Source organism: Streptomyces sp. DvalAA-43, from assembly GCF_900091725.1.
Lineage (GTDB): Bacteria > Actinomycetota > Actinomycetes > Streptomycetales > Streptomycetaceae > Streptomyces > Streptomyces pulveraceus.
On sequence record NZ_FMBW01000064.1, the window covers coordinates 18334 to 43148 of the forward strand.

23 protein-coding genes and 1 pseudogene are annotated in these 24815 nt (G+C 72.6%); 6 read left to right on the forward strand and 18 right to left on the reverse strand.

Features of this window, described 5'->3' with window-relative positions:
• Positions 1-39: 39 nt before the first annotated feature.
• Genes menC through GA0115234_RS25995 form a run of 9 tightly spaced genes read right to left on the reverse strand, consistent with a single transcriptional unit; the run spans position 40 to position 11742 of the window.
• A complete protein-coding gene (menC, locus tag GA0115234_RS25960) occupies positions 40-1146 on the reverse strand; it encodes an o-succinylbenzoate synthase (protein WP_093546222.1) in 1107 nt (368 codons plus the stop codon).
• Positions 1143-2000, reverse strand: coding sequence for a GNAT family N-acetyltransferase (locus GA0115234_RS25965; protein ID WP_093546225.1), 858 nt, complete (start codon positions 1998-2000; stop codon positions 1143-1145). Before GA0115234_RS25965 ends, menC begins: the two co-directional genes overlap by 4 nt.
• On the reverse strand, positions 1997-3127 hold the full coding sequence (locus GA0115234_RS25970; protein WP_256088818.1) for a M20 family metallopeptidase: 1131 nt from the start codon (positions 3125-3127) through the stop codon (positions 1997-1999). The genes GA0115234_RS25965 and GA0115234_RS25970 overlap by 4 nt, the downstream gene beginning before the upstream one ends.
• Position 3128: 1 nt before the next feature.
• Positions 3129-4499 (reverse strand): serine hydrolase domain-containing protein, encoded by a 1371-nt coding sequence (locus tag GA0115234_RS42870; protein ID WP_237541754.1) that lies wholly within the window; start codon positions 4497-4499, stop codon positions 3129-3131.
• 23 nt (positions 4500-4522) lie between these two features.
• Complete coding sequence (locus tag GA0115234_RS42875) at positions 4523-6463, reverse strand: S9 family peptidase (RefSeq protein ID WP_202554183.1); 1941 nt, start codon at positions 6461-6463, stop codon at positions 4523-4525.
• On the reverse strand, positions 6460-7233 hold the full coding sequence (locus GA0115234_RS25980; RefSeq protein ID WP_093546228.1) for an ABC transporter ATP-binding protein: 774 nt from the start codon (positions 7231-7233) through the stop codon (positions 6460-6462). Before GA0115234_RS25980 ends, GA0115234_RS42875 begins: the two co-directional genes overlap by 4 nt.
• Complete coding sequence (locus GA0115234_RS44145) at positions 7230-9143, reverse strand: dipeptide/oligopeptide/nickel ABC transporter permease/ATP-binding protein (RefSeq protein ID WP_093546231.1); 1914 nt, start codon at positions 9141-9143, stop codon at positions 7230-7232. The genes GA0115234_RS25980 and GA0115234_RS44145 overlap by 4 nt, the downstream gene beginning before the upstream one ends.
• Before the next feature lie 2 nt (positions 9144-9145).
• Entirely contained in the window at positions 9146-10132 is a 987-nt protein-coding gene (locus GA0115234_RS25990; protein ID WP_093546234.1) for an ABC transporter permease, read from the reverse strand.
• Positions 10132-11742 (reverse strand): ABC transporter substrate-binding protein, encoded by a 1611-nt coding sequence (locus tag GA0115234_RS25995; RefSeq protein WP_093546237.1) that lies wholly within the window; start codon positions 11740-11742, stop codon positions 10132-10134. Before GA0115234_RS25995 ends, GA0115234_RS25990 begins: the two co-directional genes overlap by 1 nt.
• Positions 11743-11956: 214 nt before the next feature.
• Here GA0115234_RS25995 and GA0115234_RS26000 point away from each other — a divergent pair, with 214 nt between their 5' ends.
• Positions 11957-12523, forward strand: a complete 567-nt coding sequence (locus tag GA0115234_RS26000; protein WP_093546240.1) for a DUF4291 domain-containing protein — start codon at positions 11957-11959, stop codon at positions 12521-12523.
• Positions 12524-12775: 252 nt separating this feature from the next.
• On the opposite strand, the pseudogene GA0115234_RS26005 reads toward GA0115234_RS26000, so the two are convergent.
• The 3 genes and pseudogenes from GA0115234_RS26005 to GA0115234_RS26015 all read right to left on the reverse strand — a co-directional run.
• Positions 12776-13546 (reverse strand): annotated as a pseudogene (locus tag GA0115234_RS26005) (aminoglycoside phosphotransferase family protein); the annotation flags it as partial.
• A gap of 134 nt (positions 13547-13680) precedes the next feature.
• The gene (locus tag GA0115234_RS26010) at positions 13681-14121 is read right to left on the reverse strand and encodes an NUDIX domain-containing protein (protein WP_093546242.1); all 441 of its coding nucleotides are present in this window, start codon (positions 14119-14121) and stop codon (positions 13681-13683) included.
• Between the two features lie 112 nt (positions 14122-14233).
• The gene (locus GA0115234_RS26015) at positions 14234-14743 is read right to left on the reverse strand and encodes a mycothiol transferase (RefSeq protein WP_093546812.1); all 510 of its coding nucleotides are present in this window, start codon (positions 14741-14743) and stop codon (positions 14234-14236) included.
• Between the two features lie 120 nt (positions 14744-14863).
• Between GA0115234_RS26015 and GA0115234_RS26020 the strand changes: the two genes are divergently transcribed.
• Positions 14864-15790, forward strand: a complete 927-nt coding sequence (locus tag GA0115234_RS26020) for an aminoglycoside phosphotransferase family protein (RefSeq protein WP_093546245.1) — start codon at positions 14864-14866, stop codon at positions 15788-15790.
• Between the two features lie 14 nt (positions 15791-15804).
• Here GA0115234_RS26020 and GA0115234_RS26025 read toward each other — a convergent pair whose 3' ends face one another.
• From GA0115234_RS26025 to GA0115234_RS26045, 5 genes are all read right to left on the reverse strand, one after another.
• Complete coding sequence (locus tag GA0115234_RS26025) at positions 15805-16842, reverse strand: MsnO8 family LLM class oxidoreductase (RefSeq protein WP_176729276.1); 1038 nt, start codon at positions 16840-16842, stop codon at positions 15805-15807.
• A 98-nt stretch (positions 16843-16940) separates the two neighbouring features.
• The gene (locus GA0115234_RS26030; RefSeq protein ID WP_093546251.1) at positions 16941-17132 is read right to left on the reverse strand and encodes a DUF6381 family protein; all 192 of its coding nucleotides are present in this window, start codon (positions 17130-17132) and stop codon (positions 16941-16943) included.
• Between the two features lie 72 nt (positions 17133-17204).
• Complete coding sequence (locus GA0115234_RS26035; protein ID WP_093546253.1) at positions 17205-17663, reverse strand: hypothetical protein; 459 nt, start codon at positions 17661-17663, stop codon at positions 17205-17207.
• A gap of 205 nt (positions 17664-17868) precedes the next feature.
• Complete coding sequence (locus GA0115234_RS26040; protein ID WP_093546256.1) at positions 17869-18687, reverse strand: hypothetical protein; 819 nt, start codon at positions 18685-18687, stop codon at positions 17869-17871.
• A gap of 106 nt (positions 18688-18793) precedes the next feature.
• Positions 18794-20281, reverse strand: a complete 1488-nt coding sequence (locus GA0115234_RS26045) for a M60 family metallopeptidase (protein ID WP_093546258.1) — start codon at positions 20279-20281, stop codon at positions 18794-18796.
• Positions 20282-20732: 451 nt separating this feature from the next.
• Between GA0115234_RS26045 and GA0115234_RS26050 the strand changes: the two genes are divergently transcribed.
• Both GA0115234_RS26050 and GA0115234_RS26055 read left to right on the forward strand, forming a co-directional pair.
• The gene (locus tag GA0115234_RS26050) at positions 20733-21794 is read left to right on the forward strand and encodes a tetratricopeptide repeat protein (protein ID WP_093546261.1); all 1062 of its coding nucleotides are present in this window, start codon (positions 20733-20735) and stop codon (positions 21792-21794) included.
• Entirely contained in the window at positions 21791-22843 is a 1053-nt protein-coding gene (locus tag GA0115234_RS26055; protein ID WP_093546264.1) for a polyprenyl synthetase family protein, read from the forward strand. Before GA0115234_RS26050 ends, GA0115234_RS26055 begins: the two co-directional genes overlap by 4 nt.
• A gap of 66 nt (positions 22844-22909) precedes the next feature.
• On the opposite strand, the gene GA0115234_RS26060 is transcribed toward GA0115234_RS26055, so the two are convergent.
• Positions 22910-23791 (reverse strand): LysR family transcriptional regulator, encoded by an 882-nt coding sequence (locus GA0115234_RS26060; RefSeq protein WP_093546268.1) that lies wholly within the window; start codon positions 23789-23791, stop codon positions 22910-22912.
• Positions 23792-23866: 75 nt separating this feature from the next.
• On the opposite strand from GA0115234_RS26060, the gene GA0115234_RS26065 reads away from it, so the two are divergent.
• Together GA0115234_RS26065 and GA0115234_RS26070 are read left to right on the forward strand one after the other, a co-directional pair.
• Complete coding sequence (locus GA0115234_RS26065; RefSeq protein WP_093546815.1) at positions 23867-24580, forward strand: CTP synthase C-terminal region-related (seleno)protein; 714 nt, start codon at positions 23867-23869, stop codon at positions 24578-24580.
• Positions 24580-24810, forward strand: coding sequence for a hypothetical protein (locus GA0115234_RS26070; protein ID WP_093546271.1), 231 nt, complete (start codon positions 24580-24582; stop codon positions 24808-24810). The genes GA0115234_RS26065 and GA0115234_RS26070 overlap by 1 nt, the downstream gene beginning before the upstream one ends.
• Positions 24811-24815: the final 5 nt, after the last annotated feature.

Consider the following 24815-nt stretch of genomic DNA (forward strand, 5'->3'; position numbering starts at 1 on the left):
CGGGCACCCGTCCGGGCCCCCGGTCCGCCCGGGGGCCGGTCATCGGCCGATCCATTCCGTCGACGCGGTCACCTCGGCCAGCTGCCCGGGGATCGGGGAGATTCCGAGGCCGGGTCCGCGCGGCACGTCGAGATGGCCGTCGCGCAGGACGAACGGCTCGGTGATGTCGGTCCGGTAGTACCGGTCGGACGCGGATGTGTCGCCGGGCAGGGTGAAGCCGGGCAGTGCGGCGAGGGCGACGTTGGCGGCCCGGCCGAGACCGGTCTCCAGCATTCCGCCGCACCAGACGGGAACGCCGTGCGCGGCGCACACGTCGTGGATCCGCCGGGCCTCCAGATAGCCTCCGACCCGTCCCGGCTTGATGTTGACGACCGAGCAGGCGCCCATCGCGATGGCGTCGGCCGCCGAGCGGGCGGACACGATGGACTCGTCCAGGCAGATGGGGGTGCGCACCCGCCGGGCGAGTGCCGCGTGGCCCCTGATGTCCTCCTCGTCCAGGGGCTGCTCGATCAGCAGCAGCCCGTACGGGTCGAGCCGGGCCAGCTGTGCGGCGTCGGCGAGTGTGTACGCGGTGTTGGCGTCGACCTGGAGCTGTACGTCGTCGCCGAAGCGTTCCCGGACCGCGCGCACGGGTGCCACGTCCCAGCCGGGCTCGATCTTCAGCTTGATCCGCCGATAGCCCTCGGAAAGATAGCCGTCGACGGCGTCGAGCAGCGCGGGGACCGAGTCCATGATGCCGACCGACACCCCTGCCGGTACCCGTTCGGCCGTAGCGCCCAGCCACTGGCCCATCGACAGGTCGTGGGAGCGCAGCCAGGCGTCGAGGACCGCGGTCTCCAGCGCGGCCTTGGCCATCCGGTGGCCCTTGAACGCGGCCAGGGCCGGGGCGACCGCCCAGGGGTCGAGCGCCGGCAGGGCGGCGAGGGCGGGTACGAGGTAGCCGCGCAGCACGTCCGCGGCGGCCGCGGTGTACTCCGAGGAGTACAGCGGATCGGCCATGGTGACGCATTCGCCGTAGCCCTCGTGGTCCTCGGTCTCGATCCTGACCAGCAGGATCTCCCGGGTGGTCATCGTGGCGAACGAGGTCCGGAACGGTGCGACCAGGGGCATCGCGATCCGGCGCAGTTCCACACCGACGAGTTTCATGCCTGAGTCTCCTGATGTCTGTCGATCACGTACCAGCCGTCCCGGGTGAATCCGGTGACGGTGTGCCCCTCGGCCATCAGGCCGCCGAGTACCTCGCGCAGCGCGTACCGCCATGCGCGGGCCAGGGGCGGGTCGGTCCGGCGCAGTTCCTCGGCCTCGGCCGGGATCCGGACCAGGACGGTGTCGCCGTCCCGGCGCCCGACGACGGGGCTGCCGTCGGGTTTGGCGTCGAGCCCGACCACGGCGCGGGCGCCCGCGTCGTCGACGGTGATGGTGCGGGGTGTGCCCGCGGCGGAGGCGATGGCGTGCGCGCCGGTCAGCTCCCAGCGGACCATCAGCCGGTCCGTCTCGGTCCCGGCGTTGACCTCGTCCCGCATGGCGCCGTAGAAGTCGGCCAGGTACTCGCTCGGCACCGCGCCGAGTTTGGCCAGGTTGAAGTAGGCGTTACGGCTGATCAGCGGGTCGAAGGTCCAGGTGATGGTGGTGAGGTCGCGGGCCAGCGCCCAGGCCCGCTGGTGCTGTTTGACCGCGAAGCCGACGTTGCGGCCCCGGACGCTGTCGTCGACCCCGGCGATGTGCGAGTGGAGTCCGGCGCTGGCCAGGAAGCCCAGGCAGAATCCGATCGTCCGGCCGTCCCGCTCGACTCCGACGACATAGCTACCGGAGTGGGCGAAGACCCGCAGCAGTTCCGGGGTGATCAGCGGGTTTCCGGGGTCGGGCCGCCAGATCCGGTCCAGCACCCGGCAGGCCTCGTACATCTCGTCCAGTCCGTGCAGCTCCCTGATGGTGACGTCGGCGCGCTGTGCGGCCAGGTCCGCGGCGGCCGTCGCGGCGGCCGCCCGCGCGGCGTTCACGGTTCCACCCGGCCGGGGCCGGTCAGCGAGGCCACCAGGGAGGCCACGAGTGCCGCGCGGCGGGGCAGTTCGGCGACGGTCACATGCTCGTCGTCCGCGTGGGCCCCACCGCCCACGGCCCCGAGGCCGTCGAGCGTGGGCGTGCCCGCTCCCGCGGTGAGATTGCCGTCGGAGCCGCCGCCGACCGCCACGCCGCGCAGGGTCCCGAGGCCCAGCTCCGCGTAGAGGCCGCGGGCGAGTGCGAAGAGCCCGGCCGAGGCACTCGTCGGCAGCGGCGGCCGGTCCGGGCCGCCGGAGAAGGTGAGCGAGGCCCCGTCGAGCACCGGCCGGAGGCCGTGCACCGCGCGGTCCACCCGATCCTGCTCGGCGGCCGTCGCGACGCGTACGTCGACCATCAGCCGGGCCGCGTCGGGCACCGTGTTGCGGGTGGTGCCGGAGGCGGCCACGGTCGGTGTCACGGTGGTGCCGGCCGCCGGATCGGCGAGGGCGGACAACGCGAGGACCTGGTGGGCCAGTTCGGTGGTGGTGTTGATCCCCTTGTGCGGTTCCAGACCGGCGTGCGCGGCGCGTCCGGCGACGGTCAGTTCGTAGCCGGAGATCCCCTTGCGCGCGGTCTTCAGCGCGCCGCCCTCGCTCGCCTCCAGGACGAGGACGGCCCGGTTCCGGCGGGCCTCGGCCTCGATCAGGGTCCGCGAGGTGGGGGCGCCGATCTCCTCGTCGCCGGTGAGGAGCACCGAGACGCCGTCCAGGTCGTCCAGCACCGACAGGGCGTGGAAGAGCTGCGCCACACCGGCCTTCATGTCGAAGCAGCCGGGCCCGGTGAGCCGGCCCCCCGCGACCTCGAAGGGGTGGGTGGCGAGGGAGCCCACCGGCCACACGGTGTCGAAGTGGCCGAGCAGGAGCACCCGGTCGCCGGAGCCGAAGCGCCAGCGCAGGGCGGGCCGTCCCGAGCCGTCGATCCACTCGGGCGCCGCGCCGGTCAGCCGGGTGCCGATCCCGGCGGCGACGCGGGCGCAGTCGGCGACGGCGGCCGGGTCGCCGCTGGGCGACTCGGTGCGGACCAGGTCCTCGATGTCGGCCAGCAGCGAAGGCAGCCCCGCTTCCAGGGCGGCGGTGATCGTGGGCACGTCAGCCCACCTTGGGAGTGGCACGGACACCGTGGTGGATGTACGGGGTGCCGTCGTCGAGCGTGTAGAAGACGACCGGAATCCAGAGCTCGGACCCCGGCCGCTGCACGACGAACAGGCCCGGCTCGACGGGGTGCATCCGGTACTCCTTCTCCGTGTCGGGGACCAGTTCGGCCAGGGGGCCGGTGACCCGGTCCAGCATCACCAGGCCGCCGTCCCGCTCCACGATCTCCATCCGGCTGGAGAGCCGCTGGTACACGCCGACGTAGTCGGCGGGGTCCACCGCCACCGGCTCCGTCGCGGGCTCGATGGTGGTGCGCATCGTCACCCCGGCCAGCTCCCGGACGATCTCGGCGTACACGTCCCGGTAGAGGGCCGGGGTGTCGCCGCCGTTGGTGAGCAGGCAGATCGCCAGCTCGGCCTCGGGCAGGACGCGCAGGAAGGCGCTCTGCCCGATCGTGCCGCCGTCGTGTCCGTACACCCGGTGACCGTCCCAGGTGTCGAGGAACCAGCCGAGTCCCCAGGAGTCGCCCAGGACGTGCGGGTCGGGGAGCTCGACCTGCGGGGTCTGCATGGCGGCGACGGACTCCTCCGAGAGCAGCTTGGTGCCGTCGACGGTGACGCCCTTGTCGAGGTGCAGCCGGGCGAACTCCAGGACCTCGCGCGGTGTGGAGCAGATCAGCCCGGCCGGTCCGGCCGAGCGCATCAGCCCCCACATCGGGGCCTGTACCGGCGGGCTTCCCAGGTGCCCGATGGCGGCACGGAAGCGCAGCACCTCCTCCGGCAGGGTCGCGGTGTGTGTCAGACCGAGCGGCCGGTACAGCCGCTCGCGCATCAGCTCGTCCCACTGGACGCCGGTGACGACCTCCAGCACTCGGCCGAGCAGGGTGAAGCCCGCGTTGCAGTACGACATGGTGGCGCCGAGCGGGTGGTTGGGGGGTACGTCGCCCAGCAGGGCGGCGTACTTCTCCAGGCAGTCGTCGCCCCGGCCGGTGTCGGTGAAGAGGTCGCCGTCGATGCCGCTGGTGTGCGTCAGGAGATGACGGATCGTCACGCCTTGGGTCAACTCATCGCTCACCAGGCTCAGTTCGGGGAGTACGGAGGCGAGTGGGGTGTCCAGTTCGAGTACGCCCTCGTCGACCAGGGCCATGGCCACCGTGGTGGTCCAGACCTTGGAGATCGAGCCGATCTGGAAGAGGGTGTCGGTGGTCGCCTCGATCCCGGCCTCGGTGTTGGCCAGGCCGACGGCGGTCTCGGCGACGATCTCCCCGCGGTGCAGGATCGCGAGCGAGGCGCCGGGGACGGAGTGACGGGCGGCGAGTTCGGTGAGCCGGGTGGTCCAGCGGGCTGACAGCTCGGTGGTGTCGGTCATGTGGTGCTCCGATTCCGTTTCGTTCAGCGGGTGGTGTGCGTGGTGACCCATGCGACAAGCCTGCGGGAGTAGTCCTCCCGGTGCGAGGGCCTGCCGTCGAGGAGGAACAGGTGAGAGCTGCCGGGGTACACGACGAGCCGGGCCGGCACGTCCCGGGTGCGCAGCGCGTGGAACCACTGCTCGGCCTGGCCCACCGGGCAGGTGTCGTCCGCGCCGCCGTGCAGGATCAGGGTGGGTGCGCGGACCGCGTCGGCGTGGCTGAGCGGCGAGAGTTCCGCCATCCGTGCCGGGTCGCCGATCTCGTGGCCGGCGATCAGGTGGCCCTCCTCGGAGGTGCCGGCCATGCTCTTCAGGTCGACCAGGACGCCGCCCGGTACGACGGCGGCGAACAGGTCGCTGCGGGCGGAGAGCCAGCAGGTCAGATAGCCGCCGTAGCTGTAGCCGGTGAGCGCGATCCGCGTCGGGTCGACGAGCCCCTCGGTGACGAGGGCGGCGACCGGTTCCAGGACGTCCTGTTCGTCGGTCTCGCCCCAGGCGCCCAGGGCGGCCGTGTAGAACGCCTCGCCGTAGCCGTCGCTGGCGCGCACGTTCGGCGTCAGGATCGTCCAGCCCCGTGAGGCCAGCTCCTGGTGGTAGAGGTGGACCGGATCGGAGTGCGGGGCCCAGGCGTTGTGCGGGCCGCCGTGCACGTCGACCAGGAGCGGGCCGCCCGGGGGCGTGTCCGCGGCGCGGGTGATCATGGCGTGCACGACCGTGCCGTCCGCGAGGGTGAACTCGCGTTCGGTGACCGGGTGGAGGGTGACCCCGGGCAGCGACCGGGCCATGTGGCCGGTGAGCCGCGCGGGCCGCGGTCCGGCCGACGGCAGGCCCGGGCCCCCGGACGTCCAGGCGTCCAGGTCGAGCAGCACGATCTCGGCGAAGCGCGAGGCGTCGGAGACGACGACCGCCGCCCGCCCGGACTTGGTGACGACCGAGCATCCGCTGACCCCGGTGCCGGCGGGCAGCGGGGAGGCGCTGATCCCGGCCGCGTCCACCCGGTACAGCCGGGTGGCACCCCGGTCGCGGGCGCAGAACACGATGGCGTCACCGTGGAACTGCGGCAGCGCACCCGGGTAGCCGGGGCCGCCGCCCATGACGTTGCGGTCCAGGGCCGCGCTGAGGGAGACCGGCACGGAGCCGTCCAGCGGCTGGCGCAGCAGCTCCGAGTGGCCGACGCCGAACGAGGTCCGGCCGACGACGAGCAGTGCGGACCCGTCCGGGAACCAGCTCACCGGACCGGCGAGCCCGTCCGCGGGCCCGACCCGGCGGGCCTCGGACACGTGCTCCCCGACCCCCACGACATGGGCGGCCGAGGGGCCGAGGACAGCCGCGTCCGGACCGGTCTGCGCCGGGTAGGCGAGCCGGGTGCCGTCGGGCGACCAGCTCGGCGGGCCGACGTGCCGGTCGCCCTCGGTGACCTGTACGACCTCGCCCGATGCCACCTCCACCACGAACAGCTGGGTCCGGAGCGATCCGATCAGGCCGACCCCGTCCGCCTTCCAGCCGAGGGCGTCGATGACCACCGGTGCGCTCTTCGCGCGGTACGTCTCGGGGGCCGCGAAGGCGATGCGTGCACCGTCCGGGCTCCAGACCGGTGTGCCCGCCCCGGCCGGGCACCGGGCGGACGTGGTGAGCGCGACGGCCTCGCCCCCGTCGGCGGACAGCAGATGGAGCTGCCCCTCGCGCAGGAAGGCCAGTCGCGATCCGTCCGGGGACCAGCGCGGCGCGGTGTCCGCCGGGCCGTGGGTGAGGCGCCGGGCCGGGCCGCCCCCGCCGCGTACTTCCCAGATCGAGCGGATCACGCGGTCGTTGTCGGCGTCCTGGGTGGTCAGGGTGTAGGCGACGCGTTCGCCGTCCGGGGACAGTGCGGGATCGCCCGGGATCTCGAACCGGTACAGGTCTTCGATCGTCAGTGGTCGGGTCATGACGCCTCCTCGGCGAGGGCAAGGGTCGGTACGCAGGAGATGAGGTTCCGGGTCGTGGGGTGCTCCGGTCGCTCCAGCACCCGGTCGGTGGGGCCGCATTCGACGAGGTGTCCGCCGTCCATCACGGCGACCTGGTCGCAGAGGTAGCGGACGACCGCGAGGTTGTGGGAGATGAAGAGCATCGCGAAGCCCAGTTCGCGCTGGAGGCGGCGGAGCAGGTTGAGCACCGCGCCCTGCACGGAGACGTCCAGGGCCGAGGTGATCTCGTCCGCGATCAGCACGGCGGGCCGGGCGGCCAGGGCACGGGCCAGGGCCACCCGTTGGCGCTGGCCGCCGGAGAGTGCGTCCGGGGTGAGCACGGCCCGTGCGGGGTCGATGCCGACCAGTTCGAGGAAACGCGCCACCTCGGCGTCGCGTGCGGCGCGGCGTTCCCGGGCCGGTGTCCGGCGCCCGCTCACCCCGTCGGGCAGTGCCTCGGCCACGGACGCGCCGACGCTCATGCGCGGGTCGAGCGAGGCGTACGGGTTCTGGAACACCAGCTGCACGGGGCTGTGCCCGCGCCGGGGTGCGGCGTCGGCCCCGTCGACCAGTACGCGCCCCGACCGGGTCGGCGCCAGCCCCACGACGGCCTTGCCGAGGGTCGACTTCCCCGACCCCGACCCGCCGACCAGTCCGGTCACCGTCCCTTCCGGCACCAGCAGATCGACGTTCTCCACGGCGGTGAACCGGCCGTAGCGCACGGTGATCCCGCGCAGTTCGAGTGAGCTCATGAGGTGGCCTCCGCTGCGTACGACGTGGCCGCGACGGACCCGCCGGCCGCTGCCGTCCCGACCGGGAACCAGCAGGCGACCTGTCGGTCCGGCCCGAAGTCGGAGAGTTCGGGGGCGGTCCGGTGGCAGCGTTCCCGGGCGCGTTCGCAGCGCGGTGCGAACGGGCATCCGCCGCCGGTCTCCCCCGGTTCCGGGGGCCTGCCGGGGATGGTCGCCAGTTCCGTGCCGGGATCCGTGGTCATGGTGGGGACCGCCCCCACCAGTGCCCGGGTGTACGGGTGGGCGGCCCCGCCGAGAAGTGCGGTGACCGGGAGGTCCTCGACGATCCGGCCCGCGTACATCACCAGGACGCGGTCGCAGACCTGGGCGACGACGGCGAGGTCGTGGGAGATCAGCAGCAGCGCGGCGCCGGAGTCCTCGCGCACCTCGGCGAGCAGGTCGAGCACCTGCTCCTGGACCGCCACGTCGAGCGCCGTGGTGGGCTCGTCGGCGATGATCAGTTTCGGCTCCCCCATCAGTCCCATCGCGATGACGGCCCGCTGCCGCATCCCGCCGGAGTACTCGTGCGGCCGTTGCCGGGCGCGGCGTTCGGGTGCGGGGATGCGGACGGCGCGGAGGCGGTCGACGGCGCGTGCCGCGCCCTGTGCGCGGCTCGCGCCCAGGTGCACCTCGGCCACCTCGGCGAGCTGGCGGCCCACGCGCAGGGCCGGGTTCAGGGAGGCCATCGGATCCTGGAAGACCATGGCCAGTTCGGTGCCGAGCCGGGGGTCGTCCCGCAGGTCGTGCCCGTCGAAGCGGAGGGTACCGGCCGTGACCCGGCCCGGGTGCGGCACCAGGTCCGCGAGGGCCAGCGCGCTGAGGCTCTTGCCGGAGCCCGATTCGCCGACCAGGCCGACCGCCTCGCCCCTGGCGATGTCCAGCGAGATACCGCGTACCGCCTGCCGCCCGCCGGGGAAGGTCACCCGCAGGTCGCACGCCCGGACCAGGACCCCGTCGCCGTCGGTGGCCGGTTCCTCGGAGGGGTTCGGCTGCTGCCCCCGGGCCGGTTCCGGTGCCTGCGGCGCCCGTCGGCCGCCGGCCTGTGCGAGCACCTCACCGGCCAGCCCGAACATCAGCCCCGTCAGGACCACGGCCGCGCCGGGTGCCAGGGCCGCCGCCGGGTTCACGAAGATGCGGTTCAGCTGTTCGTTGAGCAGCCGCCCCCAGTCGTACTGCGGCGGCTGTACGCCGAGTCCGAGGAAGGAGAGGCCGGAGAAGGCGACCAGGATTCCGCCCGTCGCCTGGGTGGCGAAGAGCACCGACGGTTCGGCGATGTTGGGCAACAGATGGCGTACCACCATCTTGAACCGGCCCACGCCGAGGATCCGGGCCGCAGCGACGTAGTCGGAGCCCGCGACCGACGCCGTCAGGTTCTGCACCAGCCGCGCCATGGGCGGGACCATGGCCAGCCCCACGGCGAGGACCGCGCCGGTGCTGCCCACCCCGAAGATCGTGGCGAGGAAGAGCAGGAACAGCAGCCCGGGAAAGGCCACCAGTACGCCGACGGTCGCGGTGATCAGCCGGCCGAGGCGCCGGCCCACGACCGCCGGGGCGACACCGAGCAGCAGCCCGCCGCCGACGCCGATCACGGCGGCCAGCAGGGTGAGTCGCAGGGTCAGCCGGGTCGCCACCACGACGCGGGCGGCGATGTCCCGGCCGAGCTGGTCCGTGCCGAGCAGATGGGCGGCGCTGCTGCCCTGGTTGATCGCGTCCGTGTCGATCCGCGCGGCCCGGTCGCCGAGCAGTACGGGGCCGAGGACGGCGACCAGCGCCACCAGCAGACAAGCCGTGAGTGCGGTGATGCCGATCGGTGTCCGCAGCGTGCGCCCGAGCCGGTGCCGCAGCGAGCTGTCATGGTCGTGATGAGGCATCGTCAACTCCCGCGGACGGTGGACTGGGGGTCGGCGACGGCCACGGCCACGTCGACGACGAAGGTGATCAGCAATGCGGCCGCCCCGTAGACCAGTACGACGCCCTGGACCAGCGGATAGTCCTTCTCGGTGATGGCCTGGACGATCGTGGTGCCGAGGCCGGGCCATGCGAAGACGTTCTCGACGAGCACGGTGCCGGCGAGCAGCGAGCTGAAGAGCAGGCCGCCCAGGGTGAGCGAGGAGGTCAGCAGATTGGGCAGCGCGTGCCGCAGATAGCGCAGCCGGGCCGGGAGCCGCTTCGCCCGTGCGGTGCGCATGTAGTCCTCGCCGAGCACCCGCAGCGTCTCCACCCGGACGATCCGCGACAGCGTCGCCGCCGGTACGACGGTCAGGGCCAGCACCGGCAGTACGTAGGAGTCCGGACCGCCCCGCGAGGCGACCGGGAAGAGCGGCCACGCCACGGCGAACGCCGCGGTCAGGCCCACCGCCAGCAGGAATTCGGGCACCGCGCCCAGGAACCCGGTGACCCCGGTGAAGGCGAGTTCACCGCGCCGTCTGCGGCCGTCCTTGGTCAGCACCGCGGCCGTCATGCCCACGGGGACGGCGATCAGCAGGATCAGTACGAATGCGGGGACGGCGATCTCCAGGGTGGCCGGGAGCCGGCCGGAGATGATCCCGGAGACCGGCATCTGGGCGCCGATCGACTCGCCGAGCCTGCCGTGGAGGAGATTCACGACGAAGTCGCCGTACTGCTTCGGCAGCGACTGGTCCAGGCCGAGCGACTGTCTGCGGGCGGCGACCAGGGCCGGGTCCGCGGTGGTGCCGAGAGCCGCCCGGACCGGATCGCCGGGGATCAGATGGATCATCGCGAACGCGGCCGTGACCAGCGCCGCGAGCGAGGCCAGCAGCCGCCAGGTCCGGCGCAGGCCGAAGGCGATCCAGGGGTTGCGGACCCTTGTCCCCAGGGAGTCCAGGGTGATCGTCGCCATCAGTCGGCGCTCCGGCGCAGGGTGCTCGGGACGATTCCGCTGCCGTCCACTTCGAAGGTGACGCCCTTGGCGTAGTACCGGATCGCCTTGCTGACGACCGGCACGATGTCGACGTTCTTGACCAGGGCGGCGTCGGCCGCGGCCCACAGGGCGCATCCGTCGGCGCCGGGCCTGGCCGATGCCTGGGCGGCGAGCCGGTGGTACTCGGGGTTGACGACGGAGCCGAAGTTGTTGCCCTTCGGCGGTGGCGGGCCGTCGTAGAACTGGGTCAGCTGGTCGGGGAGCGTGACTCCGATGGGCGCCCAGGCGATGTCCCAGTCGCCGCCGGCGAGGGTGCTGACGATGGAGCCGGAGCCCCTGGGCTTCGCCGTCGCCTTCACGCCGAAGGAGGTCCACTGCTGGACGGCCAGTTCGACCGCCGAGCCGACCTGGGGGCCCTGGTTGGTCGCGTAGCTGAGCTGCACGGCGAGCGGTTTGCCGTCCTTGGTCCAGGTGCCCCCGCTCTTCGTCCAGCCGGCCCCGGTGAGTGCGGCGGCCGCCTTCGCCGTGTCTTGGGCGGGGAGATTGCCCGTCACCGTGTCGCCGGAGCAGGGGGTGGGGGCGTTCTCGCCTATGCCGGTCGGGGGTTTGCCCTTCCCACCGGTGGCGACGCTCCCCAGTTGTTTCAGATCCAGTACGGAGACCAGGGCCTTGCGCACCGCGAGTTCGGCGGTCGGACGGCCGGCGGCCTGGTTGAACAGGAGCTGGCCGAAGAGCGCCTCCGTGCTCCGGTTCTTCACCTTGGCGGCGTCCAGCCGGTCCTGGTCGGCGCCGTTGACCAGGGCGACGTTGATCTGACCGGCCATCAGGAGGTTGGCCGCGGTCGACTCGTTGGCGACCACCTTGACGACCACCTTGCCGGGGAGGTCCGCGCCGGTGGATCCGCGGGGCCCCCAGGTGTATCCGTCCCGCTTGACATAGGTGTAGTGGTCGCCCGGGACCGCCTCCGTCAGCCGGTAGGGGCCGCTGGCGTCGGTGGTCCTGGCCAGTGCGGTCGGCGTCGCCAGGCTCTTCCTGCACAGCAGCGGCAGCAGCCGGGCCATCCGCACGATGAACGGGGCGGGCTTCGTCGTGGTGACGGTGACCGTCCGGGCCGCCTTGTCGGCCTTCGCCACAGCGGTGACGGGGACGGAGAGGCCGAGCATCGGCGACTGGTTCTTCGGATCCGCGAGGTGGTTGTACTCGGCGGCCACGTCCTCGGCGGTGAGCGCCGAGCCGTCCTCGCAGGTGACTCCGGGGCGGATGGTGAACGTCGCCGAGGTGGTCGTGGCGGACCACTGCTCGGCCACTCCGGGAATCAGCGAGCCGTCGGCACCGATGTGCACGAGCGTGTCGTAGGCGAAGGAGTTCATCGCCAGCGCGGTGCTGACCAGCGACGTGGTGGGACTGAGGCTGCCGGGATCACCGGCGACGGCGACCACCACCGTCGAACCGCCGGGACCGCCCGCGGACGTGTCGCCGCCGCAGGCGGAGGCGGTGCCGACCAGGCCGAGCACCGTGACCACCGCGGCCGCCGCCCTGGTTCTGCGGGCCGTTCCGTTGCTGGTCTCCGTGCCTGCGGTGCTGGCCATGGTCACCTCCGAGGGAGCGGCACGCCGCCGCCGAGTGAGGGAACATTAGGCAGCGCCTGATCGGCTCCGAGTGGTCGCGGCGCACGAAAAACCGCCCTCGCGACGGTGCGCCGCACCGAAGACGGGGCATGGACACAGTGGTTCCGGACTCGGGGGGTTCCACCGGAGGGAAATTCGATCGCTCCGCGACCCGGCGGATGAAAATCTCTGGCGCATGACCTCGCAGCACCACATACGGGCCGACTTCGATGCCCGGACCATCGTCGTCTATCAGGCGTACTCACCGGCGGTCGCCGGTCCGGCCGTGCGCGCGAACCGGTTCGTGGCGCCGTTCTCGTTCCATCGGATGACCTGGATCAAGCCGTCGTTCCTCTGGCTCATGCACCGCAGCAACTGGGCACAAAAGCCGGGCCAGGAGCGGATTCTCGCGGTGCGGATCACCCGGGCCGGCTGGGAGGAGGCGCTCTCCCGGGCCGTGCTGACGACGGCCGCCCCGGCTGCTGTAGCCGAGGCTCCCGTGCACGTCCAGTGGGATCCCGAACGCACGCTGCGGGGAGCCGCTCTCAACCACTACAGCATCCAGGTCGGGGTGGGGCGCGGTCTGATCCGCACGTTCGCCGAGGAGTGGGTCGTCGGCCTCACCGACCTGACGCCCAGGGTCCAGAAGATCGCGGCGCTGCGGCAGAGCGGCCGGGCCGCGCAGGCCCAGCGGCTGCTTCCGCCCGAGCGGATCTATCCGGTGCCCCGGGGCGTCGCCGACCGCCTGCGTATCGACGCCTGAGGCCGTGCCTACAGCGGCGGCTCGGCCGCGAGTTCCAGCAGCCAGCGTGCGCCCGCCGCGTCCGGCCCCGCCCACGGCGCCGGACGCACCGGGGAAGAGCCGCTCCCAGGAGCAGGCCCGGCCGATCGCGCCGAGCCGCCAGGCCAGGCTCAGCGCCCGCCGCAGTTCGGCCGTGGTACGGCCGGAACCGGTCCACTGTTCCAGGTAGGCGTCCCGCAGCCGGGGCAGCACCTCGGGGCCGAACCGCTCACGGGCCGCACGGGCGGGGACGAGGAAGCTGCAGAACGGGTGGGTGACGGACGCGTCGCCCCAGTCGAAGAACGTGAAACGGCCCGGCTCCGGCGCGAAGAGCTGCCCGTCGTGCAGGTCGGCGTGGTCGAGCGTATCGGCGATGCCCACGCCCGCGAGCTCCTCGCACCACCCGACCAGCCGGGGCCGCAACGCGTGCAGGGCCGTGCGTTCGGCGGGCTCCAGTGCGGTGTTCCCGGCGACGACCCGGTCGAAGACCTCCGGGAGCGTGGCCGTGCGCGCGCCGGGGACGCCGAGCCGTTCGATCGCGTCGGCGTACGGCACGAGGGCGCGTTGCACTCCGGCGTACTGCCGCAGCGGTTCCTCCCACGCACGCGGGTCGACGGCGGTACGGGCCGCCGCGTCGAGAGCCTCGCGGAAGAGCGTGCCGCCGTCCGGAAGCAGCGACCGGCCCCGGTCCGCGTCGACGGCGAGCGGTGTCAGTACGTACCCGGGCACCCACCGGGCCAGTGCCCCGGTCAGCCCCGCCTCGAAGGCGCTGGCGGGCGGGTTGGCCTTGAACCACACGGCGTCGCCGCCCGCGACGGACATCCGCACCAGCACGGACCACGGCCGCAGCCGGACCCTCCGTGGCCCGGTCTCGCGCAGCCCGTGAGCGGCGAGACCGCGCTCCGCCCATCCGAGGGCGTCCGCCCGCCAGTCCTCCCGCTCCCAGGGCGTCACCGCGTCCGGGTACTGCCCTCGGTCCACCACTGCCGGCGCGTCGCTGCTCATCGCGCCATCCCATCACCGTGCCGGTCCGGCCTTCATCCGGTTTTCGGGCGCCGCCGTGGCCCGGCCCGGTGGAGGCAGGCGGCCTCCCCCGGACCGGGACGGCGGGGCGGCGGGGGAGCGACAGGGCGGACGGCCTACGTCCGCGCCTCCGGTCCGCCGATCATCGCGAGACCGTCGATCGCCGCGGGCGACAGCCGTGATTCCTCCAAGGAGGACAGCGGGATCCAGCCGACGTCGGAGGTGGAGTCATCGGCCTTGGTGACCGCGAGCGATCCGGGTGCGAGGCCGACCCGGTAGAAGAGCCCCACGAGGTGCCAGTTCACGCCGAGCCGGTGCGCGCTGTACGAGCGCGCGTCCACCAGCCGGGCGTCGAGAAGCTCCAGGCCGGTCTCCTCGTACAGTTCACGTGCCAGCGCCTCCCGCGGCTGCTCACCGGGGTCGATGCCGCCGCCGGGCAGGTGCCACAGTCCGGGCGGGAAGACCGGGGAGCTCTCCGAGAGCCGGGTCAGCAGCATCCGGTCCCCGGCGACAGCGATCGCATACGCCGAGATGCGTGCCTGTATGTCACTTTCCACGTGCGTCCCTCCGGGCATCGGGCCACGGCTGCGGCCGGGCCGTCGGGACCAACCTACCGATCGCGCAAGGGAGTCCGGCCGGCGGACCGGCCGACCGCCGTCGGCACCCGGCCTACCGGCGTTCCAGCGCACCCCGGACGAAGGCGGCCTGCCCGGCGTGCTGCAAGTCGTCCGAGATGACGCTGATCAGACGCACCCCGAGACTGACCGGCGGCGACCACGCCTCGTCGACGATGCGGTCCAGGGCGCCGTCGTCGAGCCCGCGCACGAATGCGAGGGTCTGCTCGTGGACCGCGTCGTGGTAGCCGAGCAGCAGTTCGGCCGAGCCCACCCGCACGGACGCGACATCCGCGCTGCTGTGTCCGTACCCGGTGGCCTCCTTCGCGAAGGGCAGATCGAAACGGGAGGCCCAGTCCTCGGTGAACCAGACCTGCTCGACACCGGCCGCGTCCGAGACATGGTCGTCCTGGACCCGGGTGAGATGCCAGACGAGCCAGCCGATCGAGTTGGCGTCCTCGTCGAGACGGGCGTGGAGGTCGGCGCGGGAGAGGCCCTCGACCGCCGAGTGCACCGTCTCCCGGACGCGGGTGAACGCGTCGGTCAAAAGGTCAGCACTGTTCATGCCTTCACCATCGCCGCTGCCGGGCCCGTCCCCGGCCATCGACACGCACCACGCCCCGCACCCGCCCCGGTCGCCGGCCACGGCCGCAACCGCGTCTCGGCGTCAGCGTAGGGTGGTGGCATGCCCGTCGATGTCCCCGCCGCGTTCGCCGCGTCCTACGGTACGAACGGCGGTGCGTCCGGCCGGGCGTGGATCGCCGCGCTGCCCGGACTGGCCGCGGACTTCCTCGACCGCTGGACCCTCCGGCCGGACGGTCCCGCAGCGCACGGCATGGCCTCGCTCGTGCTGCCGGTGACCCGTGCCGACGGGATGCCCGCGGTGCTGAAGCTCCAGCAGGTCACCGAGGACAACATCGGTGCCGCGCCGGGCCTGCGGGTGTGGGACGGCGTCGGGGTGGTGCGCCTGCTCGACCACGATCCGGACACCGGCACCATGCTGCTCGAACGGCTGGACGCGGCGCGGCCGCTGTCGACGGTGGCCGACGACACGGCCGCCGTACGGATCCTCGCCGAGCTGATGGCCCGCCTGGTCGCGGTGGCCGCGCCACCGGGCTTCCGGCAGCTGGCCGACATCGCCGCGGCCATGCTCGACGCGACGCCTCGCGCCGTACCGCAGCTGCACGACCCCGCCGAACGGCGACTGGTGGACACCTGCGCCTCCGCGGTGGCCGAGCTCCTCCCCGAGCCGGGCGACCGTCTGCTGCACTGGGACCTGCACTACGACAACGTCCTCGCCGGACAGCGCGAACCGTGGCTGGCCATCGACCCCGAACCCCTGGCGGGCGACCCCGGGTTCGAGCTGTTGCCCGCGCTGGACAACCGCTGGGCCGAGGTGGTGGCGAGCGGCGACGTGACGCGCACGGTGCTCCGCCGCTTCGACCAGCTGACCGAGGTGCTCGGCCTGGACCGGCAGCGGGCGACGGGCTGGACGCTGGGCCGTGTCCTGCAGAACGCGCTGTGGGACGTCGAGGACGGCAAGACCGCTCTGGAACCGGCCCAGATCGCCATCGCCACAACCCTGTTGGGCCGGCAGGGACGGCGCCCGTAGCCCCGACCGGGCCCTCAGAGGAACACGTCGGACGCTCCTCGCCGAGGGGTCAGTCGCGCGATCCGGGCGAGTCGGCGCATGGAGTCGACCAGGGCCGTGCGGTCGTACGTGCTCGTCGTGACGAGCACCTCGTCGGCACCCGTCCGCCCGATGACCGTTTCGAGCTCCGTGACGACTTCCTCCTCCGTTCCGTGGAGGTGGCCGCGCAGCCCGTTCTCGTAGAGGCGGCGTTCCTTCTCCGTCATGGTCCGCGCCTCGATCCGTTCGGCGGGGGCGAGCGGCGGGAAGACGCCGTGGGTCCGGGAATGGGCCAGGGACCACGCTTCCGGTATCAGGATCCGGCGGGCCTCGGCCGCGCTCCCGGCCAGCGCGATGGTGCCCGCCACGACCACATAGGGCTCCGCGGCCCAGGAGGAGGGGCGGAATTCCCGGCGGTAGCGTTCGACGGCGCTCAGCAGCTTCTCCCGGCCCCGGAGGTCCCCGACCACCAGCGGCAGGCCCGCTGCGGCCGCGATGCCCGCGCCCTCGCCGGTGGCCAGCAGGAACGGGGGTATCCGCAGTCCTTCGGCGGGCAGGGCGTGGACCTGCGGATGGGCCCGTTGTGTGCCGTCCAGCCAGCCGAGCAGTTCGCCGAGCTGCCCGGCGAAGTCCTCGGCAGCCGACTTGTCCCGGCCGAGTGCGCCGCGGATGCCGTCGGTGAAGCCCACCGAGCGGCCGAGGCCCATGTCGATGCGGCCGGGAAACAGTGACTCCAGCACACCGAACTGTTCGGCCACCACGAGGGGTCGATGATTGGGCAGCATCACACCGCCGGTACCGACCCTGATGGTGGACGTGGCGGCCGCGACGGCTGCGGCCAGCACGGTCGGGGCCGAACCGGCGACGCCCGGCACGCTGTGGTGCTCGGACACCCAGAACCGGTGGTAGCCGAGCGCCTCGGCCTCCTCGGCGAGGCGTACCGAGTCGCGCAGCGCCTCCGGGCCGTCGTGCCCCTCACGGGTGCGGGAACGGTCGAGGACGGAGAACCGGGTGGATGCGATCACTGAGCTCACACCGTTGTTCAACGTCCGGGACCCGTCGGCATTCCCCCGGTCCCGTACGCAGTCGTGACGGTACGGGACCGGGGGTACGGGACCGGGTTCTGCCGGTCTCACTTCATGGGGTAGATGTCACCGCTCGCCATGCCGCTGACCTGCTCACTCTCCGATTCGATCCGGCGGGCCTTCTCCTTCAGGCGCCGACGTTCGTCGGGGTCTGCGGCGCGCTCGGCCTCGTCCTTCAGGTCTTTCGCCTTGGCCCGCATCTGCTGTACGCGACTGCGGAGTTCGTCGGACTCGCTCATGATCCCTCCTTGGATGTGCGGGACCCGCCCGCCCTGGGACGGGGCGGCGCCCGTCCGGTCCCGGCCGATGTGTCAGCCCCGGCGCCGGTGCCACGGGCACCGGGAGGCGCCCGCGCGTGACCGGCGGCCCCCGGAGCCCAGGAAACCGAGACCGATGCCCAGCATCCAGAAGTCCTTGGCCAGCGGGATGCCGTTCTGGGTGGGCCGGAGACTTCCGGGTTCCCGCATCCCGGGAACCCTCAGATACAGACCGACCAGGCCGCTGGAGAAACCGGTCAGCGCCAGCCCGGCCAGCCGGGTCGGTACGAAGGGGGAGAGCAGCGTTCCGCCGACCGCGATCTCCGACCAGGCGAGCAGCCGGGTGAACCGCTCGGGCTCGATCTTCTTCAGGAACGGGTAGGCGACACAGGCCATGCCGTGCACGCCCTCGGCCGTCTCGGCGTCGGCTTTCAGCTTGCCCAAGCCGGAGTTCAGGATGAACGCACCGATGGTGAGGCGAGGGGGCACATCACGCGGTTCGAACGTCGTCATGGGAGCCTCCGTCCCGTACTGGACCCCTCGTCGAGCTTAGCCAGTGGGTGCCGATGCCGCTTCACGGGAAGAGCCACGGCCGTGGGCCCGGGGGTGCTCCGACCGCCGGGCCCGCCCTGGCTCGACCCGCCCGGGGCCGGTTCCGGGCGATCGGACGCGTCGTGGTTCAGGGGATCGGACGCGTCGTGGTTCCGGACTCGGCCGTTCAGCCCGTCGTGGGCGGTGCCGCCGCGGCCGCGTCGCCCACCACCGTGACCTGCTGCCCCCGGCTCGTGGTCTGGGAGGTGGTGCTCAGACAGCTCCCGGAGGACGGATCGGTGACCGTGGGGAGGCTGCCCGTATGCGCCACGCCTGCCTCGGTACCGACCGGTCTGCCGTAGGTGACGGTGACCCGCTGGCCGCAGCCGGCCGAGAGGTAGGGCTCGATGAATCCCTGGTCGGCGTTCTTGAAGCGGCCGGACGCGGCCGGAAGCCCGAAACTGCCGATGTGTGCCACCGGCGCCCCGGTCGCCGTCTCGACGACGTCCCCGGTCATCAGCTGCGTCGCTCCGCTCACCGAGGCCCGTTTGAGCACCAGCGAGTACATCGTCCCCGGTGTGTAGGGGAAACGGACCGCACAGCTCACTCCGGCGCCGCCGTCGGCCCCGTAGGTGCAGTGGTCGTCGGTTGTCGTGGCGTCGGCGTTGAAGGAGCTGAAGACCGCCTGGAGTACGCGGGTCCCGTTCGCGTCGACGGGCTTCGGCTGGAAACCCGCGTAGGGGCGCGTGCCGCTCTCCAGGGTGGTGTAGTAGGCGAAGTAGATGCCGGACGCGTCCGGCGCGGAGTCCACGGCCATCGGCAGCGTCAGTGTGGTGACGGGCGTGGGTGCGTTGGTCGTCCAGCGGAGGATCGGCGTGGAGGCCCACGACTGCCCCGCCGCGCCGACGGCGAGCAGCGTGGTGGCGGCGAGGACCGTGCCCGACCGTGTCAGGCGGCGCAGATGCCTGCGGACGGGGGTCCCGGGACGTGTGCTTGCAGTGCGCATGTCATCTCCTTATGGCTGGTCCACTGCGACTGGTGACGTGTACGGCGATGCGGTCTTTCGGCCCCTGACGCCCTGCGGCCCGACTCGGCCGCAGGGCCGGAACTGATCAGCCGGTGAGCGTGCTGGGATCGACGGGCGGCTTCGGCAGTCCCAGCGCGGCGAGTGCGGCGACCCCCGCGGAGTCGATCGGGAAGGCCCACCGGTGGACGAAGAAGTCGGTCAGGTCGTATCCGGCGGTACGGGCGGCATAGGACGCCAGGGCCAGGTACTGGCGGGCGTTGATGACGGGATCGTGCGTGTAGTCGTCGACCGGGGCGTCGCGCTGGTGCTCGCTGCGCACCAGCCGGTGCAGCCTCGGCCAGAAGTCCTCGCCGAACGCCAGCTCCAGCTGCCGCAGCGGGACGAGCTTCTCGTACGCCCCGAAGCTTTTCTCGTAGGTGACCCCGCCGGCGCCGAGCTTCGGCAGTGCGGTCTGGAAGTGGTTCAGCCCGGTCTTCGGGTCGGCGGTCAGCAGGTTGGAGGGCTGACCGAGGGTGCGCTGCGCGGCCAGTGAGTAGATGTTGACGGTGACCTCGGTCAGCTGGTCCGCCTGGTAGGCGCCTTGCTGATGGAGATGGCCGAGCTCGTGGTACAGCCCCCAGCCCCGGGTGCCGAGGCCCGCCACGGTGCACAGCCGGTCCATGTAGGCGCGCGGGAAGCCGTTGTATCCGTGCCAGGCGTAGGCGCCCACCCCGCTGGGCACCACACTGACCTCGTTGAAGTGGTAGCGGCCCGCCTTGGGGCGGTTGATCCGCCCCCGGCCGTCCAGACCGCTGATGCGCGCATGGCTGTCGATGACGGTGTCGAACAGCCCCATCAGTGCGGCGTGGTCCTCGTCGCGATAGAGCAGCGCGCCTTCACGGGTGAGGGTGAGCATGGCCCGGTCGGTGATCAGCTCGACCCAGGGGACATCGGCCCTCTCGTCGAGCTGCTTCTGGAACGCGGCCTCGCTCGTGCGGCCGAGTTCGAAGACGGCCATGCGCGGAGTGCGGGAGCCGAAGGTGACCTCGGCACGCTCCCCCTGTCCTGCGAAGCTCAGATGGACCGGGCCGCCGTGGGCGTCGGCGACCGTGTTGCGGCCCGGACGCAGCGGGATGGCGCGCGGCTCCTGGAGCGCGGTCTCCGTGTTGTAGTAGTCGAAGGTGCCGATGTGCAGCACCGGTACGCGGCCGCCTGCCGGACGGACCGTCACGGAGAGGGGCCTGCCGGGCGGGGCGTATCGGCCGGTGGGAACGAGATCGCTGGACCGAAGGGCGCGGGCCAGCCGCATGCGCTCCGTCTCGGCGTCCGGAAACGCCTTGACCAGGAGGGTGTCCCCGAAGCCGCGTCCGGTCCGGTCCACGGCCTGGTCCCCGGTCTGCCGAGCGGCGGCGGAACCCGCGCCGAGCAGGGTCGCGGCACCGGCACCGGCCAGGGCGCCGAGGATCGTCCGGCGGCTCGTGGCACGGAAGGCGGGGCCGTCCGAAGCGGTATCGGCCGGGCCCACGTTCCGTACGGGTGGCGAAGCGGCGGCGGAACGGGCCGGAGTGGTGAACGGTGTTCGGGCAGGACGCATCCGGAAACTCCCAGGAGGATCAACGGAATCGGGGTACTGCGGGGCTGCGCGCCAGCATGTAAGCGATTGCTATGAGCCGCAAGGGGGCTTGAAATGTTTCTGTCTTTTACTATGGCCAGGACGGTCGATCACGACAGTAACCGCTAACATCCAGTGGCGTTTCGGGTGGAGTTGGCGATGCCGGGTCGGATTTGACCGGATGGCTGCGCATTGGCCGCCGGACCGCAGCCCGGCCGCACCGACGATGTCGACTTCTGTTGGCCATGGAGCAACCTCGGACGCACGACCGTCGTCTTGATCCACAACAAGGCGATTCGCCACAAGCGACAAGCCTCGCCCGACCCCCACGAGCACCCGGGTCCGCCCACCAGGTAACTATGCACCCCATGTATACATTGGGTGCATAGTGGTGGCTTCCCACCTCGATCCGGCCGCGCACGAAAGGCCCCCCATGCACAGCAAGGCACTGGCGCCCGAGTACCAGGGCGCCCTCACCAAGATGTCGGTGAACTCCTCTCTCACCGACGTACTGGCGGAAGGAGTACGCCACTTGAGGGAAGCCGAGCTCTCCGGTTCACCGCAGGAAGTGGCCCGCTGCGGGCTCGCCGTCGCCGAGGCACACCGCAGGCTCGGCAATGTGGCGGAAGCCGATCTGGCCTGGAAGGCCAGCTATCGGTCCGCCCGTTCGGCCGATGACCTCGGGGCGATGGCCTGGGCCCTGTGGAGCGGCGGGACGCTGGCCCGGCAGCGCGGAAAACTCAGGCTCGCCTTCCGGCTGTTGGGGCTCGCGGCCGACATGGGCAAGCGCGGCGGGGACATCGTCGCCCGCGGCTACTCCCTCGCCGGCCTCGCGGAGACCGGCCGAATACAGGGCGACTACCGGACCGTCGCCGCGCTGCACGAACAACTGCTCGCCGAAGCACGGGCGCGCGGCGAGGCGCGTCACACCGTGTGGGCGCTGGAGGGAATCGCGCAGATCCACCGCAACACGGGGTCGCTCGACACGGCCCTGGCCATGTTCGAGGAGGCGGCCGAGCTGGCCGGCAACGCGGACGACCGTCGAGGCCGGGCGTGGGCCCTGCGCGGCATGGCCGACATCATCTCCCTTCGGGACGACCCGGAGCGGGCCCTCGCCCTGCTCTCGGAGGCCGAACTCACCTGCCGCGAGATGAAGTTGTCCAGTGCGCTCGCCTACAACCACAAGATGCGCGCCAACGTCCTCTTCCGCGCCCGCCGCTACGAGGAGGCGCGCGAGATGTACGAGGGCGCGCTCGCGGAGTTCCGTGCCATGACCGAACCCCGGGGCGAGGCCCTGGCCCGGCTCGGTCTCGTCAAATCGCTCGCCCGGCTCGGCCGCGACCGGACCGAGACCGCGGCGGATCTCGACGAGTTGCGCCACACCCTCGACCGGATCGGTCTGCTCAATGCCCGGGAGATGGTGGACAAGGCCTACGCCGAACTCGGTGTGGCGCCGGTCGCGGGCGACACGGCCGAGGAGAGCGGACGACGATGACACCACCGCCCACAACCCAGCGGGCCGAGGCGCCGGAGGTGCTCGCCCGCTGCCGCGACCTGGTACGCCCGGCGCTGGCACAGGCCGTACGCCGTCTGCATCCGTGGCACGCGGAGATGGCCGCCTTCTCCTTCGGGTGGGGTGCGGCGGACGGCAGCCCCGCCGCGGGCTCCCAGGGCAAGGGGGTCCGCCAGGCCCTCACCCTGCTCAGCGCCGAGGCCGCCGGGGCACCGGCCGACGACGCGGTGGTCGGCGCGGTCGCCGTGGAGCTGATCCATGTCTTCTCCCTCCTCCACGACGACATCATGGACGGCGACGAGACCCGCAGACAGCGCGCCACCGTGTGGAAGGCGTACGGAACGGGCCCGGCGATCCTCGCGGGTGACGCGCTCTTCGCGCTGGCCGTGCAGACCCTGGCCGACGCACCCGGACAGTACTCCGCGACGGCGGTCCGGCAGCTCGCCGGGACGCTGGCCGACCTGGTCCGCGGCCAGGCCGACGACCTGCTCTTCGAGTCCCGGCCGTGGGACGGGCCCGAGGCGGTCCAGCCGCACGAGTACCGGTGGATGGCCGAGCACAAGACAGGTGCGCTGCTCGGCTGCGCGGCGGGGCTGGGCGCGGTACTCGCGGGTGCCCCGGCCACGACCGTCGACGCGCTCGGCCGGGCGGGCCGGCACCTCGGGGTGGCGTTCCAGGCGGTGGACGATCTCCTCGGGATCTGGGGCGACCCCGAGGTCACGGGCAAGCCCGTGCACAGCGATCTGCGCCGGCTCAAGAAGACGTACCCGGTCCTCTCGGCCCTGGCCACGGACCACCCCGCCGCCCGCCGCCTCGCCGCACTACTGAGCTCCGGGGACCCGCTCGACGACTCCGGCGCCCGGCGGGCGGCCGAGCTCGTCGAGGAGGCCGGCGGGCGTTCCGCCACCCTGGCCGAGGCCCACCGGCAGTTGGACAGCGCCCGGCGCAGCCTGGAGAGCGTTCCGCTCGCTCCGGCCGCGCTCGGCGAGATCCTCGCCCTGCTCCCCTTCCTCATCGACCGCACCGGCTGACCCGGGTCCGGGCGCCCGCCCCTCCCGCGTCCGCGCCCGTGGGTCCGTGGGTTCGTCCGCGCGCCGTCAGCCGGTGAGCCTGGCGACGAGCTCCCGCACGGCGGCTGCCGGGGCTCCGGGGTGCAGCACTTCGGTGCGGTGGACCAGGCGAGGGGCGGAGAGCCGGATACCGGCCGTGCCCGGCAGCGCGGCGGTGAGGGAGAGGGGCAGCGCCGCCAGTCCGTGCCCCGCGGCGACGAGCGTCCCCAGGCCGTGCACATCGGTTCCGCCGTACGTGACGCGTGGGCGGAACCCGTCGGTGTTGGCGGCGGCGCGCAGTTGGCCGAGCGGGACGGCGGTGTCGGGGGCGTCGATCCAGTGGGCGTCGGCGAGGTCGAAGAGGCGCAGGGAGCCCCGGCGCTCCAGCGGGTGACCTGTGGGAAGGAGCACGGCGAGGGGCTGCTCGGCCACGGCCAGGCCGGTCAGGGGCGCCGCGTCGGGCACCGGAAGCGGGTCGCTGGGGGCTGCCGCGCCGTCGATCAGGCCCAGGTCCGCAGTGCCGGTGAGCACCGCTCGGGCCACCGCTGCCCGTCCGAGCACCTGGACGTCCACCGCGAGTCCAGGGGTGTCGGTGCGCAGACGGGCCAGCTCCCCGGCGACGGCGGGCGTGAGGGCCACGGGGCCGCAGGCGAGGGTCAGCCCGGCAGGGGGCGTCCGGCCGGCTCGGGCGACATCGGCGCGGGCGGCGTTGAGGCGGAGCAGCAGTGGTGCGGCGTGCTCCATGAGCCGTTCGCCCGCCGTGGTCGGCCCGACGGGGCGGCGCTCCACCAGCCGGGTGCCGAGATCGTTCTCCAGGGCCGCGATGTGCTGGGACACGGCGGACTGGGTGTAGCCCAGCGCCTGGGCCGCGGCGGAGAAGGAGCGGTGCTCGACGACGGCGACGAAGGTACGCAGCAGATGCGGATCCATGAGTATCAGTATCTCTGATACCAGATGCACTGATCATCGTTGGACGCGATGCGGAAGCTGCGCTTCGATGGTGCCATGACCCACACCGCACGTATCGCCCTGGTCGGCGACCGGGATCCGGCCGTCCGCTCCCACACCCGTGTTCCCGTTCTGCTCGACTCCCTGCGCACCCGCGACGGCCTGGACCTGGACGCCTACTGGATCCCCACACAGGAGGCCACGGAGGGCATCGACGGGTTCGACGCGGTCTGGGTGCTGCCCGGCAGCCCGTACCGCAGCGAGGCGGGGGCGCTCGCGGCCATCCGTACCGCCCGCGAGGAAGGCATTCCTTTTCTGGGTACCTGCGGGGGTTTCCAGCACGCCCTGCTGGAGTACGCCCGTACGGTGTGCGGCCTGGCGGACGCCGGGCACAGCGAGAACGCGCCGCTGACCGCCGCCGAGGACGCGGTGCTCATTCCGCTCGCCTGTTCGCTGGTCGGCCATGAGGGTGCGATCGAGCTCGGCGACGGCTCGTGGGCGGCCCGACTCCTGGGCGCCGAGCGCACGGTGGAGCGCTACTACTGCAACTACGGCCCCAATCCGCGCCATCTCGACCTGCTGAGGTCGCACGGGCTGCGCTTCACCGGCACCGACGACGCGGGCGAGGTCCGTATAGCCGAGCTGCCGACCCATCCCTTCTTTCTCGCCACCCTCTTCCAGCCCGAGCTGCACGGCGACGGCACCCGGCCGCACCCCCTGATCACAGGACTGGCGGAGGCCGCGGCCCGGCACGCGAAGGGCTCGCTCTGATGGGGACCCCGAACGGCACCGCCCCGGGCTGGAGAGCTCGTACGACGACCTTCGTCGCGGCCTATCTGCGGGCGTGCACGGTCCCCGACGCGTACGCGGCCAGCCCCCTCGCGCCGGTCCCGGAGGCCGCGCTGGCCGCCTCCCGCGCCGGCGCACCGGACCGGCCGGACGTCCCGGGCCGGGTCCTGCCGGACGTGCGACGGTGGAGGGACAACCGCGCGCTCCGATAAGGGAG

Coding starts and splice junctions, on each gene's coding strand:
- menC (WP_093546222.1), bottom strand. CDS start 1,146: ATGAAACTCGTCGGTGTGGAACTGCGCCGGATCGCGATGCCCCTGGTC.
- GA0115234_RS42870 (WP_237541754.1), bottom strand. CDS start 4,499: ATGACCGACACCACCGAGCTGTCAGCCCGCTGGACCACCCGGCTCACC.
- GA0115234_RS42875 (WP_202554183.1), bottom strand. CDS start 6,463: ATGACCCGACCACTGACGATCGAAGACCTGTACCGGTTCGAGATCCCG.
- GA0115234_RS25980 (WP_093546228.1), bottom strand. CDS start 7,233: ATGAGCTCACTCGAACTGCGCGGGATCACCGTGCGCTACGGCCGGTTC.
- GA0115234_RS44145 (WP_093546231.1), bottom strand. CDS start 9,143: ATGCCTCATCACGACCATGACAGCTCGCTGCGGCACCGGCTCGGGCGC.
- GA0115234_RS25990 (WP_093546234.1), bottom strand. CDS start 10,132: ATGGCGACGATCACCCTGGACTCCCTGGGGACAAGGGTCCGCAACCCC.
- GA0115234_RS25995 (WP_093546237.1), bottom strand. CDS start 11,742: ATGGCCAGCACCGCAGGCACGGAGACCAGCAACGGAACGGCCCGCAGA.
- GA0115234_RS26000 (WP_093546240.1), top strand. CDS start 11,957: ATGACCTCGCAGCACCACATACGGGCCGACTTCGATGCCCGGACCATC.
- GA0115234_RS26015 (WP_093546812.1), bottom strand. CDS start 14,743: ATGAACAGTGCTGACCTTTTGACCGACGCGTTCACCCGCGTCCGGGAG.
- GA0115234_RS26020 (WP_093546245.1), top strand. CDS start 14,864: ATGCCCGTCGATGTCCCCGCCGCGTTCGCCGCGTCCTACGGTACGAAC.
- GA0115234_RS26030 (WP_093546251.1), bottom strand. CDS start 17,132: ATGAGCGAGTCCGACGAACTCCGCAGTCGCGTACAGCAGATGCGGGCC.
- GA0115234_RS26035 (WP_093546253.1), bottom strand. CDS start 17,663: ATGACGACGTTCGAACCGCGTGATGTGCCCCCTCGCCTCACCATCGGT.
- GA0115234_RS26040 (WP_093546256.1), bottom strand. CDS start 18,687: ATGCGCACTGCAAGCACACGTCCCGGGACCCCCGTCCGCAGGCATCTG.
- GA0115234_RS26045 (WP_093546258.1), bottom strand. CDS start 20,281: ATGCGTCCTGCCCGAACACCGTTCACCACTCCGGCCCGTTCCGCCGCC.
- GA0115234_RS26050 (WP_093546261.1), top strand. CDS start 20,733: ATGCACAGCAAGGCACTGGCGCCCGAGTACCAGGGCGCCCTCACCAAG.
- GA0115234_RS26055 (WP_093546264.1), top strand. CDS start 21,791: ATGACACCACCGCCCACAACCCAGCGGGCCGAGGCGCCGGAGGTGCTC.
- GA0115234_RS26060 (WP_093546268.1), bottom strand. CDS start 23,791: ATGGATCCGCATCTGCTGCGTACCTTCGTCGCCGTCGTCGAGCACCGC.
- GA0115234_RS26065 (WP_093546815.1), top strand. CDS start 23,867: ATGACCCACACCGCACGTATCGCCCTGGTCGGCGACCGGGATCCGGCC.
- GA0115234_RS26070 (WP_093546271.1), top strand. CDS start 24,580: ATGGGGACCCCGAACGGCACCGCCCCGGGCTGGAGAGCTCGTACGACG.